The sequence below is a fragment of the Stomatobaculum longum genome (genome assembly GCA_000242235.1).
GTDB classification, from domain to species: Bacteria; Bacillota; Clostridia; order Lachnospirales; family Lachnospiraceae; genus Moryella; species Moryella longum.
The window spans coordinates 68,516-83,025 of the sequence record JH590862.1 but is presented as its reverse complement, the minus strand read 5'-3'; the positions used below and the strand labels follow the sequence as shown (position 1 = coordinate 83,025).

Sequence of the window (14,510 nt, the reverse complement as noted above, 5' to 3'; positions counted from 1 at the left end):
AACCATGGCACAGGAGACAGAGAGAGACGGGCGCTTCGGCGTCCACGGCGGACAGTATATCCCGGAAACCCTGATGAATGCGGTGATTGAGCTCGAAGAAGCTTACAAGCGCTACAAAGACGATCCGAAGTTCAACGCGGAACTCACGGAGCTCCTGAACGAGTATGCGGGGCGGCCGAGCCGTCTCTACTATGCGAAGCACATGACCGAGGACCTCGGCGGCGCAAAAATTTACTTAAAGCGCGAGGACCTGAATCACACCGGCGCCCACAAGATCAACAACGCGCTCGGCCAGGCACTGCTCGCCAAGTACATGGGCAAAAAGCGCCTGATTGCGGAGACCGGCGCGGGTCAGCACGGTGTCGCGACCGCGACGGTTGCGGCGCTCTTAAACATGGAATGTGTCGTCTACATGGGCGAAGAGGATACGGTGCGCCAGGCGCTCAATGTGTACCGCATGCGCCTGCTCGGCGCCGAGGTTGTGGCAGTGAAGACCGGAACCAGAACCTTGAAGGACGCGGTCTCCGAGGCGATGCGCGAGTGGACCGCGCGGATTGAGGACACGCACTACTGCATCGGCTCCTGTATGGGGCCGCATCCGTTCCCGACCATGGTGCGCGACTTTCAGGCAATTATCTCGAAGGAGATTAAGGAAGAGATGCAGCGGAAAGAGGGGCGTCTCCCGGACGCCGTGATTGCCTGCGTGGGCGGCGGCAGCAATGCAATCGGCTCCTTCTACCATTTTATCGGCGACAAGTCCGTGCGCCTCATCGGTTGCGAGGCGGCGGGCAGAGGCATTCACACGATGGAGACGGCGGCGACCGTCAATGTGGGCTCGCTCGGCATTTTCCACGGGATGAAGTCCTATTTCTGCCAAGACAAGTACGGCCAGATTGCGCCGGTCTACTCGATTTCGGCGGGACTCGACTATCCGGGAGTCGGGCCGGAACACGCCTATCTCCACGATCTGCACCGCGCGGAATATGTGCCGGTCACGGACGACGAGGCAGTCGATGCATTTGAATATCTTGCGCGGACCGAGGGCATTATCCCGGCGATTGAAAGTGCCCATGCGGTGGCATATGCGAGAAAACTCGCGCCGACCATGGACAGGGACAAGGTGATTGTCGTCACGCTCTCCGGGCGCGGTGACAAGGATGTCGCGGCAATCGCGCGCTACAGAGGGGAGAATCTCCATGAGTAACATCAGACAGGCGTTTCAAAACGGCAAAGCGTTTATTCCCTTTATCACCTGCGGGGATCCGGACCTCGAGAGCACCAAGCGGAATGTGCGGGCGGCAGTCGCGGCCGGCGCGGACCTCGTGGAGCTCGGCATCCCGTTCTCCGATCCGACGGCGGAGGGTCCTGTGATTCAGGCAGCCAATCTCCGCGCGCTCTCGGGCGGCGTCACGACCGATGCGGTCTTTCGGATGGTGGCGGAGCTCCGCGAAGAGCTCACGACGCCGCTCGTCTTCATGACCTATGCGAATGTCGTCTTTTCCTACGGCATTGCGCGCTTCGCGGCGCGCGCGGCGGAAGTCGGTATTGACGGTATCATCCTCCCCGATGTGCCGTTTGAGGAGAAGGAGGAGTTTGCGCCTGCATTCCGGGCAGTCGGCATCGACTTTATCTCTATGATTGCGCCGACTTCGATGGCGCGCATTCGGGAAATTGCGGCTGCGGCCGAGGGTTTTCTCTATGTGGTCTCTTCGCTCGGCGTGACCGGCGTGCGGCAGGAGATTAACACAGATCTTTCGGGCATGTTCGCATCGGTGCGGCAGGCAAACCCGTCGCTTCCGGCCGCCATCGGCTTCGGTATTTCGACGCCGGCACAGGCCAAGCGCATGGCGGCGGTTGCGGACGGCGTGATTGTTGGCTCCGCGATTGTCCGCATCATGGCGGAAAAAGGGTGCGAGGCCGACGAGGAAATTGCGCGCTATGTGCGGGAGATGAAAACGGCAGCAAATACTTTCCAATGAGCGCTAAATGTGTTAAAAAGGAACCATACGAACAAAATACGGAAACAGGCGCCGAAAGTGTCGGAAAATAGCAAATAAGATAGAAAATTTTGAAGTTATACTTGACAGTTCTTGGTGTTTTGTGACAAACTAGCACCCTGTAAGCCTTGCGTCCGGCTTCGGGACTTGCCAGCTGAATTCGTAGAAACGAGCAGCCAAAACAGTGCGAAGGTGGGACAGAATGAGGGAAAAGGGTAGCAGAAGAGACATGGAACACCGGCTCTATCTGACCATGACAGTCTTGGTCACGGTGATTCTTCTCTGCAGTTTGGGGTTTACCCTTGCGATGGATATCGCCAGAGAGCGGAAGGCGTTGGATCGTAAGATTACCGATGCGGCAACCTATGTCGCCGAGCTTCGGGGGGTTCACGACATGCTCGAAGCGGGGTATCCGGATCCGGGGGTGACCGAGCAGCTTGAGGCGATTACCGAGTTCGTCTCGGGCATCGACTCCATTCTGATTGCAGATCGCAACGGCTTGCGCTTCTATCAGACTAGTCGTCATATGGCGGGCGATATGTATGTGGACGGAGATGAGACGCGCATCCTCACGGGAGCAGCGCCGTACATCACGACCGTCCAGGGTACGGACGGCCCGTTGCACTGCGCCTTTCATGCGATTCGGAATGCAGAGGGCGTGACGGAAGGTTTCGTCATGGTTTCGGTTGCTGTTTCAAAAATCACGGGACAGAGTCAGCAGATTATGCTGGTCTATGTCGCGATGTTTCTCGCAATGCTGTTGCTCAGCATTCTGCTGACCGGTGCCTTTTTCCGTTTCCAGCGGACCATGCTCCTCGGGCACGAGCCGGTGGAACTTCTGAGTCTCTATGTGAAACAGGATGAGGTCATCAATTCTCTCGCGGAGGGCATTGTCTCGGTCGGGCAGAACGGAAAGATTCTGTTTGCCAACAAGCCGGCGGAGCTCTTGCTCGCCGGACAGAGCTGCGCGCTGGTCGGAAAATCCTTAAAGGAAGTGTTTCCGGACACGCACTTTGAGCAGATTCTCGAGGACGGTACCGCCGTCATGAACCAGATGTACGTGAACGGAGACCAGACCCTGCTGATCAATGAGGTGCCTGTGACCGAGCACGGCGAGCAGCCCGGCGGGGTGCTACTCATTCTGCAGGACAGAACGGAGGCGCTTCGTCTCTCCGACGAACTCTCCGGTGCGCGCAATATGATGGATACGCTGCGCGCCTTTAATCACGAGTTTCTGAACAAGCTGCACATCATTCTGGGCTATTTGCAAACGGGAGAAATTGACAAGGCAAAGGAATTTATCATAAACTCTAATCTTGTCTCCAGTCAGTCTGTCCGGGATACGGCAAATGCACTTCGCGTGTCGGAGGTCTGTGCGCTGGTCATCGGCAAAATGATGCATGCGGCCGAGAGCGGCATACGTTTGAGTCTCGAGCCCGGCAGCAGTCTGATGGAGCGGGACCTTCTGATGGAACCCGGCGAATATGTGACCGTCATAGGGAATTTGCTGGAAAATGCCATCGAAGAACTCAAGGAGAGCGACGAAAAGAACGGAGAGATTCACCTCGGCGTCTTTGCCAAGCCGGGGGTCAATGTGATAAGTTGCGAGGACAGCGGCAGGGGCATAGACCCCGCCATGCTGGATCGTATCTTTATAAGGGGTGTCAGCACGAAGGGAAAGAACCACGGCACGGGTCTCTACCTGGTCAAACAGGTGGCGGATAAGTACGGCGGTGAAGTCTCCGTCGAGACAGAGCCCGGTGAGGGCAGCTGTTTTACAATAACCCTGACCGCTTTACAGAGCGCAGAGCGCCGGAAAGGAGTAGAGTGATGTATCGAGTATTGATTGTAGAAGATGACCCGATGGTAGCATCCATTGACCGGAGTTATGTCGAGAGGACCGCAGACTTTACGGTCGTCGCTGTATGTAAAAATGGAGAGGAAGCACTGGAACTCTTTCAGACCGAGGAAATTGACCTCGTCGTGCTGGACTACTACACGCCCGGCATGAACGGAGATGAGTTCCTGGATAAGCTCCACGAGACCGGTATGCGCCCGGAGGTCATTATGGTGACTTCGGCAAACAGCGTGGAGATTGTGCAGGAGCTTCTGTCCCGCGGCATCAGCGATTACCTTGTAAAGCCCTTTGAGTACGATCGTTTCCGCGAGGGTCTGGAGCGCTTCCGCAGAAGAAGAGAAGTGTTGCAGGACGCCGGAACGGGAATGCGGCAGGAAGAGATTGACCGCATGCTCTCCCGCGGTGCCGCCGAGCGACTGCAGGATTCCGAGCCGCTGCCGAAGGGGATGAACCGCCAGACGCTTTCTCTGGTGCGCGAATATCTTCGGAATCACCTCGGACAGCGCTTTACGAGCGAGGCGATTGCGACGCAGATAGGCCTTTCCCGCATCACGGTGCGCCGCTATGTGAGTTTCCTTGTGGAGCGCGGTGAGCTCACGAGCACCATTGACTATCAGACCGGCGGCAGACCCGGTATTCTCTATCAATACCGCGAATTCCAATAAAAAAACAGAATCATTCGGATGATGTATCGTGCAAAGAGCGGATTTTCGGGAAGGGAAATCCGCTCTTTTTGTTTTCGGTAAAAAAAAGCTTGCAAAAATTTATGGAAATTTTATAATTATACCGCTACAGTTTCCAAACGTGAAAGGGGAAAATTATGGAAACACTCATGGGTTACTTTGGCAAGTACGCCGCAGCAGAGGCGGGTAAGCTTGCCGGCTTCCAATTCGAGTATCTGACGACACTCGGATTCGCAGCGCTGGTCATCTTCTTCGGACGCTTCCTCGTGTCGAAGTCCAAGGCACTGCAGAAGTATGCAATTCCGGCACCGGTTGTCTCGGGCCTCATCTTCTCGCTGGTGATTTCCGGCATCAAGGGCGCGGGCATTATGGAATTCACCTTCGACGCAAAGATCATGAAGGACCTTTGCCAGAACCTCTTCTTCCTTTGCGTGGGCTACGGCTTCAGCGCGAAGATGCTGAAGAATGCGGGCGGCAAGCTCTGCATCATGATTGCGTTCGCGGCTTGCCTGCTGATTACGTTGCAGAACATCCTCGGCGTTGCACTCGCACATGCAATCGGCATGAATCCGTTGCTCGCACTCCAGTGCTCCTCGGCTTCGATGTCTGGCGGTGTCGGCACGGCTTCCGCGTTCGGCCCGATTTTCGAGAAGATGGGCGCGGCGGATGCGACGACGGTCGGTGTTGCGGCCGGTACGCTCGGCAACATCATGGGCTCCCTGATCGGCGGCCCGGTTGCGGCTTACCTGATTACGAGCAAGGGCCTCAAGTCCGACCCGAACGACAAGCCGGAGGCACAGAGAACCGGCGAGAAGCCGACCCTCGACAACACGCGCATGATTTACGCATTCGCGACCTGCCTGCTGCTCGCGGCACTCGGTATGCCGATTTACATGCTGCTCGACTCGATCCCGATGATTGAGATGCCGAAGTTCATCGGCTGCCTCTTCGCGGGTGCCATTGGCAGAAACGTGATGGAGGCGCTCGGCGTCGACACGAGAGTGCCGGAGACCGAGGCGATTGAGCACATGTTCCTCGAGCTCTACCTCGCACTCGTGCTGATGACGATCGACATCACGAAGCTCGCACCGGTTGCGGGTCAGATGGGCATCATCCTTGTCGCACAGGCTATCATGATGGCAATCTTTGCGATCTTCATCTCCTTCAACCTCTTCGGCAAGGACTACGGTGCAGCGGTCATGGCGGCAGGTAACTGCGGCTGGGGTTGCGGTTCCGGTCCGAACGCCGTCGCAAACGAGAAGGCCGTTATGGATCAGTACGGTTACCACGATGTCGCGTGGGTGCTCTATCCCTCCTTCGCCGTCATCATCGACGATATTTACAACCCGATTTGCCTCTCGCTGATGGGAAGCTTCTTCGGCAAGTAAATCAAAAAAATGAAACTCTGCGGCACCTCCCGTTTCGACGGGAGGTGTTTTTTTGTTGCAAACTTGAAGCATAGAAATACAGATGATATAATCAAAAAACGCTGAACCCACCGACCGTATTCTGCTTGCTTTTTTCAGCGTTTCCGAATTGATATTGATTCCGAAAACAGAGAGGAGCCGCGGAATGAAAGAAATGTCTGCCGCGAGGAAAAAGCGCGCGGTGATAGCGCTTTGCCTTGCTTTTTTATGCGCCTTTTCCGCCTGTGCGGTGCAGCGCGGGCGCGCGAAAAAAGCGAAGAAATTCACCTGGCTCACGATGGGAACCGGGGACACCGGTGGTAGCCTGTATGCGAGCGGCGCGGATATCGCGGACGCTCTGCAGAAGCGCAGCGAGACGCTCCGCTTTAATCTGAAAGCTTCGACCGGTTCGCCGGAAAATATGAAGAGGCTGTTGGCGGGCGATGTGGATCTCGCACTGATTACGGCGGATGTCGCGGCGGCGGCAAAAAACGAACCGGGCGGCGAAACGCTCCGTGTCATCGGGGCGGTTTTTCCGAGCGTGAGCCAGTGGATGGCTTTGGAGGAGAGCGGCCTTATGCGGGTTTCGGATTTAAAAGGTCTGCCGGTTATCGTGGGGCCCGAGGGATCCGCGACAGAGTACGCCGCGCGCGCCGCGCTGAAGGCGCTGCAGGTACCGGAAGAGGGCTATACCATGAACGGCGGCATCGGCTCGGGAGCCGATCTTGTGCTCTCGGGGCGGGCAAAAGCGGTACACGCGCTCTCCGGCGTTCCGGCGCCGGGACTGGAAAAGCTCGCGACCGCCAAAAAGAGCACCTTGCTCCGCTATGACGCGGCGGAAATTCAAAAAATTCTGGCCGCCGAACCGCAATATTTTGCGACCGTAATTCCGAAGGGCAGTTATCCCGGCCAGGACGAAGATATTCCGAGCTTCGGCGTCAAATGTCTGCTCTGCGTGCGTGCGGATATGGATGAGGCGCTTGTCTATCAGCTGACAGAGCAGCTGTATGCCGCACTGCCCGAACTTGCAAAAAAGCGCCGGGGGTTTGCGAATGTCACCGACAAAGCATTTTATCTGGGAGAGTTGCCGTTACCGCTGCATGACGGCGCACTGCGATATTACCGAGACCAGGGTCTCACGGAGGAAAAATAAACATGAAATGCCCGTTTTGCAATGCGCCCGATACGCGCGTCATTGATTCCCGCCCCGCGGACGAAAATGCGACCATACGGCGGCGCCGGCAGTGTGAGCGCTGCGGCAAGCGCTTTACGACCTATGAGAAGCCGGAGACCATGCCGCTCATGATTATCAAGAAGGATAACTCGCGGGAAGCCTATGACCGCGCGAAGATTGAGCGCGGCATTGTGAGTTCCTGTCACAAGCGCCCCATCAGCTCGGCGCAGATCACGGCGATGACCGACGCTGTCGAGACCGCGCTCTTTAATCGCGAGGAGAGAGAAATCCCCTCGACGGTCATCGGCGAGATGGTCATGGAGCAGTTAAAGAAGGTGGATCCGGTCGCCTATGTGCGCTTTGCCTCGGTCTACCGGGAGTTTGAGGATGTCAACACCTTTATGGCGGAGATCAACAAGCTCATCTCGCAGAAGGAGCAGGCATGAGTGTCTTTTTCCCCGAGGAAGAGGTGCGCTCTGTCTACGACTTCCCCTTTGAGAGCCTGACGGCGCGCGGCATACGCGGCATTGTCTTTGACATTGACAATACCCTGGTGCCGCCGGATGCGCCGGTTGATGCGCGCTGCCGTGCACTGATTCAGCGCCTGAAGACCGCGGGCTTCCGGATGTGCCTGGTCTCGAACAACAAGGCCGCGCGCATTCTGCCGTTTGCGACGGCTGTGAACCTCCCGTATGTGGAGCGCGCCCTAAAACCCAGACGTTACGGGTACCGGAAGGCCATGGCGCGCATGGGGACCGCGCCCGCCGAGACCATCGCAATCGGCGACCAGCTCTTCACGGACATCTGGGGAGCCAACCGCGCGGGGATGCACAGTCTTCTCGTACAGCCGATGGAGTCGCGCGAAGAGATACAGATTCGTCTGAAGCGTCTCCTCGAGCGCCCTGTGCTCGCACTTTACCGGAGAAAGAAGGGAGCCGAGAAATGATTGACGCAAAGACCAAAGTTCTCGGACTGCTCGCGCATCCGATCGGGCACAGCCTGTCCCCGCTGCTTCAGAATACGCTCGCGACGGTTTGCGGGGAAAATGTCGCGTATCTGCCCTTTGAAGTCAAAAATCCGGAAGAACTCGGCGCGGCAATCTGCGGTGCGCACGCGCTTGGTATTGCAGGGTTCAATGTGACCGTTCCCTATAAGGAAGCTGTGATACCGCATCTCTGCGGTCTCAGCGAAGAGGCGAGACTGATCGGCGCCGTGAACACGCTGGTCCGGACGGAGGAGGGCTATGTCGGACACAACACCGACATTGCCGGCATGGCGACCATGCTTGCGCGAAGAAATCTGCGGATGGAAGGCGCGCATATCCTGCTGCTCGGTGCGGGCGGCGCGGCGCGGAGCGCGGCGGTGCTCGCTGCGACGGGCGGGGCTGCCGAACTGGTGATTCTGAATCGGAACACCGCGCGCGCGGAGGCGCTCGCAAAGGCTGTGCGGGACATTAACCCGTTCCTTACCGTGCGGACGGCGGCACTCGAGCACTGGCGTGAGCTTCCGGGCAACGACTATCTCTGCATTCAGTGCACGAGTGTCGGCATGTGGCCGAACACGGAGGAGACTATTGTGGAAGACCCGCGGTTTTTCGAGAAGCTCTCGGCGGCCGCGGACATTGTCTATACGCCGGAGGAGACAAAATTTCTGCGGCTTGCCCGCGCGGCGGGAAAGCCGGTCGCAGGCGGCCTCGCGATGCTGATTTCCCAGGGCGCGCACGCCTTTTCGCTCTGGACGGGCAAGCGGTGCACGGCGGAACAGGAGGAAGAGCTCTTGACGCTTGCCAAAGGGGCGCTTCCGGCCTAGGGAAAAGCGGAAAAAGGCTTGCGAAAAGTTTTTGCCTATCGTAGAATACAGTAGACTATTTGGGAACGAATGGATGGAGGGTTAACTTATGATTTCTGCAGGTGATTTCAGGAACGGCATCACGCTCGAGATTGACAACGCGGTCTATCAGATCATTGAATTCCAGCATGTGAAGCCGGGCAAGGGCGCAGCGTTCGTGCGCACCAAGATTAAAAACGTGATGACAGGAGCTGTGACTGAGCGCACCTTCCGTCCGACGGAGAAATTCCCCGCTGCACGCATTGACCGCGTTGAGATGCAGTATCTCTATGCGGACGACGACATGTACAACTTCATGAACACCGAGACCTACGATCAGATTTCGCTGAACAAGGACCTGATCGGCGATGCGCTGAAGTTCGTCAAGGAAAACGAGATGGTCAAGGTTGTCTCCTACAACGGCAATGTGTTCTCGGTCGAGCCGCCGCTCTTTGTGGAGCTGGAGGTCACGGAGACCGAGCCGGGCTTCGCGGGCAACACGGCAACCGGTGCACAGAAGCCGGCGACGGTCGAGACCGGCGCACAGATTTCCGTGCCGCTCTTTGTCGGCATCGGCGATCGCGTCAAGATCGACACCCGCACGGGCGAGTATCTCGGCAGAGCGCAGAACTAAAAGACAGACTTGCGAAGGGCAGCCCGTTGCCGGGCTGCTCTTCTTCACATTGGGGGAAAGATATGGCAGTGAAAACAATCCTGGAAGAAATGAACGAGAGCGTGGCGCGCGCCTTTGTGGCAGCCGGGTATCCGGAGGCGCAGGCTTCTGTGCAACTCTCGAACCGCCCGGATCTCTGCGAGTACCAGTGCAACGGCGCCATGGCAGTCGCAAAGAAGGCCGGCAAGCGGCCGCTCGAGGTCGCCGAGGCAGTCGCCGCGGAACTGAAGAAAGAGAGCCTTTTCTCGGAAGTCGGCGCCGTGCCGCCGGGCTTCATTAACCTCCGCGTGAGCCCGGATGCGCTCGCGACGGCGGTGCGCGCCCTCCGGGAGCAGCCGCAGTGCGGCGCCGTGCGCGATGAGAACAGAAAGATTGTCGTCGACTACGGCGGCGCAAATGTCGCAAAGCCGCTCCATGTGGGACACCTGCGCTCGGCCATCATCGGCGAGGCCTTGAAGCGCATGGGCGCATTTTTCGGAAACGAGATGATAGGCGATGTGCACCTCGGCGACTGGGGCCTCCAGATGGGACTTATCATCGAGGAGTTGCGCCGCCGGAAGCCGGAACTCCCGTACTTTGACGAGAGCCATACGGGTGACTATCCGGAAGAAGCGCCGTTTACGATTTCCGAGCTCGAGGAGATTTACCCGACCGCGAGCAAGCGCTCCAAGGAGGACGAGGCCTTTGCCGAGGCGGCCCACCTTGCGACTGTGAAACTCCAGAGCGGCGATCCGGGTTTTACGGCGCTCTGGAAGCACATTCTCCGCATCTCGAAGGCGGATTTAAAGAAGAACTACGATGCGCTTGCGGTCTCGTTCGAGCTCTGGAAGGGTGAGTCCGACGCGCAGCCCTTTATCCCGGCGCTCCTCGAAGACCTTGAGAAGCGTGGCATTGCGAGAAGCTCCGAGGGCGCACTTGTCGTGGACATCGCGGAGCCCGGCGACAAGAAGGAACTGCCGCCCTGCATTGTCCGGAAGTCGGACGGCGCAGCGCTCTATGCGACGAGCGACCTCGCGACCCTCATTGACCGCGAGGCGACCCTCTCGCCGGACTGCTATATCTACATTGCGGACAAGCGCCAGGAGCTCCACTACACGCAGTTTTTCCGCGTCGCGCGGAAGGCCGGCATCGTCCCGCCGGAACACGAACTCATCTACATCGGCTTCGGCACGATGAACGGCAAGGACGGAAAGCCCTTTAAGACCCGTGAGGGCGGTGTGATGCGTCTTGAGACCCTGATCCGGGAGATTCGGGAGGCAGTCTCGACCCGCATTGCGGAGAATCCGGAGATTTCGCCCGAGGAGGCAGAGAAGACCTCGAAGACGGTCGCGCTCGCCGCGCTGAAATATGCGGATCTCTCGAACCAGGCCTCGAAGGACTATGTCTTTGACCTCGAGCGCTTTGCGTCGTTTGAGGGCAACACCGGTCCCTACATTCTCTACACGGCGGTCCGGATTAAGTCCATCCTTAAAAAGTATGCGAATCAGGGCGGCGCAGCCATCACGGCGGCGGATTTACGACCGGCGGAGAGCGAGAGCGAAAAGGCACTCTTCCTCGATTTGGCGCGTTATCCGGAAGTGCTGCGCGCGGCCTGGAAGGAACTCGCGCCGCACCGCATCTGCCAGTATCTCTACGAGCTCTCGAATCACTTCAATTCCTTCTACCACGCGGTTCGCATTCTGCAGGAGCCGGACGAGGAGAAGAAGCGCGCTTACCTCGCGCTGATTCAGACCGCCGAGATTGTCATTACATATTGTCTCGGTGTGCTCGGCATGGAAGTACCGGAGCGCATGTAAAAAATGCGACGCTTGTATGGAAAAAAAACCACGCTTTGCGTGGTTTTTCCTAATTGTGCCGTTATCGGCATGTTATAATATTAACGCAGAGAGTAACAGAATCTGAAAGAAAGAGGGTAGTCAGATGGGATTGGCAACTTTTCGAGGTGGCGTCCATCCGTTTGAGGGCAAGGAGCTCTCGATGGACAGAGCTGTCACAGTGCTGAAACCGACTTCCGGCGAGATGGTATATCCCCTCTCGCAGCACATCGGCGCACCGGCCAAGGCGATTGTCAAGGTCGGCGATGAGGTGCTGGTGGGACAGAAAATCGCCGAGGCAGGCGGTTTTATCTCGGCGGTCGTGGTCAGCTCCGTGTCGGGGAAAGTAAAGAAGATTGAGCCCCGCGTCACGGCAGGCGGCGCGAAGAGCATCTCAATCGTGATCGAGAACGACGGTCAGTATACGGCGGTCGAGGGTCTCGGCGAAGACAGGGATGCGACAAAGCTCAGCAAGCAGGAAATCCGGGACATTGTGCGGGAAGCCGGCATTGTGGGTCTCGGCGGTGCGGGCTTTCCGACCAATGTAAAGCTCACGCCGAAGGACGAGTCGAAGATCGACTACATCATTGTGAACGGCGCAGAGTGCGAGCCCTATCTGACCTGCGACTATCGCATGATGATCGAGGAGCCGGAGCGGCTGATCGGCGGTCTCAAGGTCATGTTACAGCTCTTCGAGAACGCGAAGGCGGTGATCGGCGTCGAGAACAACAAGCCGAAGGCCATCGAGAAGCTCCGCGCGCTCGTCAAAGACGAGCCGAAGATTTCGGTGGAGGCACTCCGGACCAAGTACCCGCAGGGTGGCGAGCGCTCGCTGATTTACGCGGTGACCGGCAGAGAGATCAACTCCTCGATGCTTCCGGCGGATGCGGGTTGTGTCGTGGACAATGTGAACACGGTCATGGCAATCTACGATGCGGTCTGTAAGCGGACGCCGATTCTGGAGCGTGTCATCACGATTACGGGCGACGCAATCAAGGAGCCGCAGAACTTCAAGGTCAGAACCGGCATGAACTACAACGACATCATCGAGGCGGCCGGCGGTTTCAAGGCGGACCCGAAGAAGATTCTCTCGGGCGGTCCGATGATGGGACAGGCGATGTACACGACCGATGTCCCGGTCACAAAGAATTCCTCTTCGCTGACCTGCTTCCTCGAGGATGAGGTCGAGAAGAATCCGGAGAGCCCGTGCATCCGCTGCGGACGCTGCGGCGAGGTATGTCCCGAGTTCCTGGTTCCGGTGCTCATGATGAAGAGCTGCATGAACGGCGACAGCGCAGGCTATGAGAAGCTCTACGGCATGGAGTGCATCGAGTGCGGCAGCTGTTCCTACATCTGTCCCGCGAGACGCCCGCTGACTCAGGCGTTCAAGCAGATGAAGCGCCGCATCGGCGAAGAGCGGCGTCAGAAGGCTGCCGCAGAGAAGGCAGCGAGCGGAAAGGAGACAAAGTAAGCGATGAATGTATTAAATGTTTCCGCCTCTCCGCATGTGAGAGACCGCGCTTCGACGCGGGAGATTATGCTGGATGTCTGTATCGCGATGATTCCGACCGCGGTCTACGGCGTGGTACAGTTCGGCATCCATTCGCTCTTCGTGATTCTGGTGACCGTTCTGGCGGCGGTGCTCTCCGAGTACCTCTGGCAGCGCGGCATGAAAAAAGAAGTGACGATTACGGATTGCTCGGCGGTTGTCACGGGACTGATTCTCGCGCTCAACATGCCGCCGGAGATTCCGCTCTGGATTCCGGCGCTCGGCGCAGTCTTTGCCATCATCATCGCAAAGCAGATGTTCGGCGGCCTCGGCCAGAACTTCATGAACCCGGCACTCGCCGGCAGATGTTTCCTGCTGATTTCGCTCGCGAAGTACATGAACAACTTCACCTCGAAGTCGATTAACTTCGATGCGACGACGGGCGCAACGCCGCTCGCTGTCATGAAGACCGCCCTGAAGGCCGGCACCCCGGCGACGGCGGATGTGAATCTGTTCCAGCTCTTCGTGGGACATATTCCTGGCACCATCGGTGAAGTTTCCGCGATTGCCCTGCTCCTCGGCGCGGCCTATCTGCTCTGGAGAAAGGTTATCAGCTTTGAGATTCCGGTCATCTACATTGTGACGACCGCAATCTTTGTGTTCATCTTCGGCGAGCACAGCCTGAACTACGTTCTCGCGCAGGTGCTCGGCGGCGGTCTGATCTTCGGTGCGTTCTTCATGGCGACCGACTATGCGTCGACGCCGCTCACCAAGAAGGGCCAGATGATTTATGCCGTCATCATCGGCATTCTGACCGGCCTCTTCCGTATCTTCGGTACGGGTGCCGAGGGCGTTTCTTACTCCATCATCATCGGCAACATGCTTTCGCCGCTCATTGAGGGCGCTACGATTCCGAAGGCATTCGGCAGAAGGGAGGCAAAAAAGGCATGAGCAAGACAAAAGAGACTTCGTTTGTGAGCGATGCACTGCGCCTCATGCTGATCACGGTGATTGCAGGTCTTCTGCTCGGCATCGTCTACACGGTGACCTACGAGCCGATTCAGGCAGCACAGAATGCGGCGACCATCGCGGCTTACAAGAAGGTATTTCCGGATGCCGCGGACTTTAAGGAGAATCCGGACAGCGACAAGCTGATCGCGGCGGATGCGGCCTCTCTCGCGGAGCAGGGCTTCGGCAATGTCATGATTGACAAGGTGGTCGATGCGGTCGATACGAGCGGCAATGTCGTCGGTCACATCATCAACGCAGGTTCGAAAGACGGCTACGGCGGTCTGGTCTCGATTTCGGTCGGCATCCAGTCCGACAACAAGACGGTAAACGGCATTGCGTTCCTCACCATCGCGGAGTCGGCAGGTCTCGGCATGAATGCGCGCGACACCGACTGGTACAAACAGTTCAACGGCAAGAAGGGTGAGAAGTTTACGGTCACCAAGGCCGGCGACGGTGAGCTCGACAACGACAAGATCAACGCAATCTCCGGTGCGACGATTACATCCCGCGCCGTGACCAATTCCGTCAACGCAGCGCTTTACTTCGTGAACAACGGCTTAAATCAGTGAGAGGGGGAA

Annotated in this window: 14 protein-coding genes; all 14 read left to right on the top strand. The window is 57.8% G+C overall.

Going from position 1 to position 14,510, the window contains the following annotated elements:
- Positions 1 to 4: 4 nt before the first annotated feature.
- On the top strand, positions 5 to 1,204 hold the full coding sequence (gene trpB, locus HMPREF9623_RS03290; RefSeq protein ID WP_009532471.1) for a tryptophan synthase subunit beta: 1,200 nt from the start codon (positions 5 to 7) through the stop codon (positions 1,202 to 1,204).
- Positions 1,197 to 1,979 (top strand): tryptophan synthase subunit alpha, encoded by a 783-nt coding sequence (gene trpA / locus HMPREF9623_RS03285; RefSeq protein WP_009532470.1) that lies wholly within the window; start codon positions 1,197 to 1,199, stop codon positions 1,977 to 1,979. The genes trpB and trpA overlap by 8 nt, the downstream gene beginning before the upstream one ends.
- Before the next feature lie 220 nt (positions 1,980 to 2,199).
- The gene (locus HMPREF9623_RS03280) at positions 2,200 to 3,828 is read left to right on the top strand and encodes a sensor histidine kinase (RefSeq protein WP_009532469.1); all 1,629 of its coding nucleotides are present in this window, start codon (positions 2,200 to 2,202) and stop codon (positions 3,826 to 3,828) included.
- Entirely contained in the window at positions 3,828 to 4,520 is a 693-nt protein-coding gene (locus HMPREF9623_RS03275; RefSeq protein ID WP_009532468.1) for a response regulator, read from the top strand. The genes HMPREF9623_RS03280 and HMPREF9623_RS03275 overlap by 1 nt, the downstream gene beginning before the upstream one ends.
- A gap of 155 nt (positions 4,521 to 4,675) precedes the next feature.
- On the top strand, positions 4,676 to 5,926 hold the full coding sequence (locus tag HMPREF9623_RS03270; protein WP_009532467.1) for a sodium/glutamate symporter: 1,251 nt from the start codon (positions 4,676 to 4,678) through the stop codon (positions 5,924 to 5,926).
- Between the two features lie 184 nt (positions 5,927 to 6,110).
- A complete protein-coding gene (locus HMPREF9623_RS03265) occupies positions 6,111 to 7,097 on the top strand; it encodes a TAXI family TRAP transporter solute-binding subunit (protein ID WP_009532466.1) in 987 nt (328 codons plus the stop codon).
- A gap of 2 nt (positions 7,098 to 7,099) precedes the next feature.
- Positions 7,100 to 7,564 (top strand): transcriptional regulator NrdR, encoded by a 465-nt coding sequence (gene nrdR / locus HMPREF9623_RS03260; RefSeq protein WP_009532465.1) that lies wholly within the window; start codon positions 7,100 to 7,102, stop codon positions 7,562 to 7,564.
- Positions 7,561 to 8,064: a YqeG family HAD IIIA-type phosphatase gene (locus HMPREF9623_RS03255; protein ID WP_009532464.1), complete on the top strand. Its 504-nt coding sequence runs from the start codon at positions 7,561 to 7,563 to the stop codon at positions 8,062 to 8,064. The genes nrdR and HMPREF9623_RS03255 overlap by 4 nt, the downstream gene beginning before the upstream one ends.
- Positions 8,061 to 8,927, top strand: coding sequence for a shikimate dehydrogenase (gene aroE, locus HMPREF9623_RS03250; protein WP_009532463.1), 867 nt, complete (start codon positions 8,061 to 8,063; stop codon positions 8,925 to 8,927). The genes HMPREF9623_RS03255 and aroE overlap by 4 nt, the downstream gene beginning before the upstream one ends.
- Positions 8,928 to 9,015: 88 nt before the next feature.
- Positions 9,016 to 9,579 (top strand): elongation factor P, encoded by a 564-nt coding sequence (gene efp, locus HMPREF9623_RS03245; RefSeq protein WP_009532462.1) that lies wholly within the window; start codon positions 9,016 to 9,018, stop codon positions 9,577 to 9,579.
- A 62-nt stretch (positions 9,580 to 9,641) separates the two neighbouring features.
- Positions 9,642 to 11,414: an arginine--tRNA ligase gene (argS, locus tag HMPREF9623_RS03240; RefSeq protein ID WP_009532461.1), complete on the top strand. Its 1,773-nt coding sequence runs from the start codon at positions 9,642 to 9,644 to the stop codon at positions 11,412 to 11,414.
- A 124-nt stretch (positions 11,415 to 11,538) separates the two neighbouring features.
- On the top strand, positions 11,539 to 12,903 hold the full coding sequence (gene rsxC / locus HMPREF9623_RS03235; protein ID WP_009532460.1) for an electron transport complex subunit RsxC: 1,365 nt from the start codon (positions 11,539 to 11,541) through the stop codon (positions 12,901 to 12,903).
- Between the two features lie 3 nt (positions 12,904 to 12,906).
- Entirely contained in the window at positions 12,907 to 13,872 is a 966-nt protein-coding gene (locus HMPREF9623_RS03230; RefSeq protein ID WP_009532459.1) for an RnfABCDGE type electron transport complex subunit D, read from the top strand.
- Positions 13,869 to 14,501: an RnfABCDGE type electron transport complex subunit G gene (locus HMPREF9623_RS03225; protein WP_009532458.1), complete on the top strand. Its 633-nt coding sequence runs from the start codon at positions 13,869 to 13,871 to the stop codon at positions 14,499 to 14,501. The genes HMPREF9623_RS03230 and HMPREF9623_RS03225 overlap by 4 nt, the downstream gene beginning before the upstream one ends.
- Positions 14,502 to 14,510: the final 9 nt, after the last annotated feature.

Bases quoted from the DNA above. Each gene is read 5' to 3' on its own strand.
- nrdR (WP_009532465.1), top strand. From the start codon at position 7,100: ATGAAATGCCCGTTTTGCAATGCGCCCGATACGCGCGTCATTGATTCC.
- HMPREF9623_RS03280 (WP_009532469.1), top strand. From the start codon at position 2,200: ATGAGGGAAAAGGGTAGCAGAAGAGACATGGAACACCGGCTCTATCTG.
- rsxC (WP_009532460.1), top strand. From the start codon at position 11,539: ATGGGATTGGCAACTTTTCGAGGTGGCGTCCATCCGTTTGAGGGCAAG.
- argS (WP_009532461.1), top strand. From the start codon at position 9,642: ATGGCAGTGAAAACAATCCTGGAAGAAATGAACGAGAGCGTGGCGCGC.
- HMPREF9623_RS03275 (WP_009532468.1), top strand. From the start codon at position 3,828: ATGTATCGAGTATTGATTGTAGAAGATGACCCGATGGTAGCATCCATT.
- HMPREF9623_RS03230 (WP_009532459.1), top strand. From the start codon at position 12,907: ATGAATGTATTAAATGTTTCCGCCTCTCCGCATGTGAGAGACCGCGCT.
- HMPREF9623_RS03270 (WP_009532467.1), top strand. From the start codon at position 4,676: ATGGAAACACTCATGGGTTACTTTGGCAAGTACGCCGCAGCAGAGGCG.
- trpA (WP_009532470.1), top strand. From the start codon at position 1,197: ATGAGTAACATCAGACAGGCGTTTCAAAACGGCAAAGCGTTTATTCCC.
- HMPREF9623_RS03255 (WP_009532464.1), top strand. From the start codon at position 7,561: ATGAGTGTCTTTTTCCCCGAGGAAGAGGTGCGCTCTGTCTACGACTTC.
- efp (WP_009532462.1), top strand. From the start codon at position 9,016: ATGATTTCTGCAGGTGATTTCAGGAACGGCATCACGCTCGAGATTGAC.
- aroE (WP_009532463.1), top strand. From the start codon at position 8,061: ATGATTGACGCAAAGACCAAAGTTCTCGGACTGCTCGCGCATCCGATC.
- HMPREF9623_RS03265 (WP_009532466.1), top strand. From the start codon at position 6,111: ATGAAAGAAATGTCTGCCGCGAGGAAAAAGCGCGCGGTGATAGCGCTT.
- trpB (WP_009532471.1), top strand. From the start codon at position 5: ATGGCACAGGAGACAGAGAGAGACGGGCGCTTCGGCGTCCACGGCGGA.
- HMPREF9623_RS03225 (WP_009532458.1), top strand. From the start codon at position 13,869: ATGAGCAAGACAAAAGAGACTTCGTTTGTGAGCGATGCACTGCGCCTC.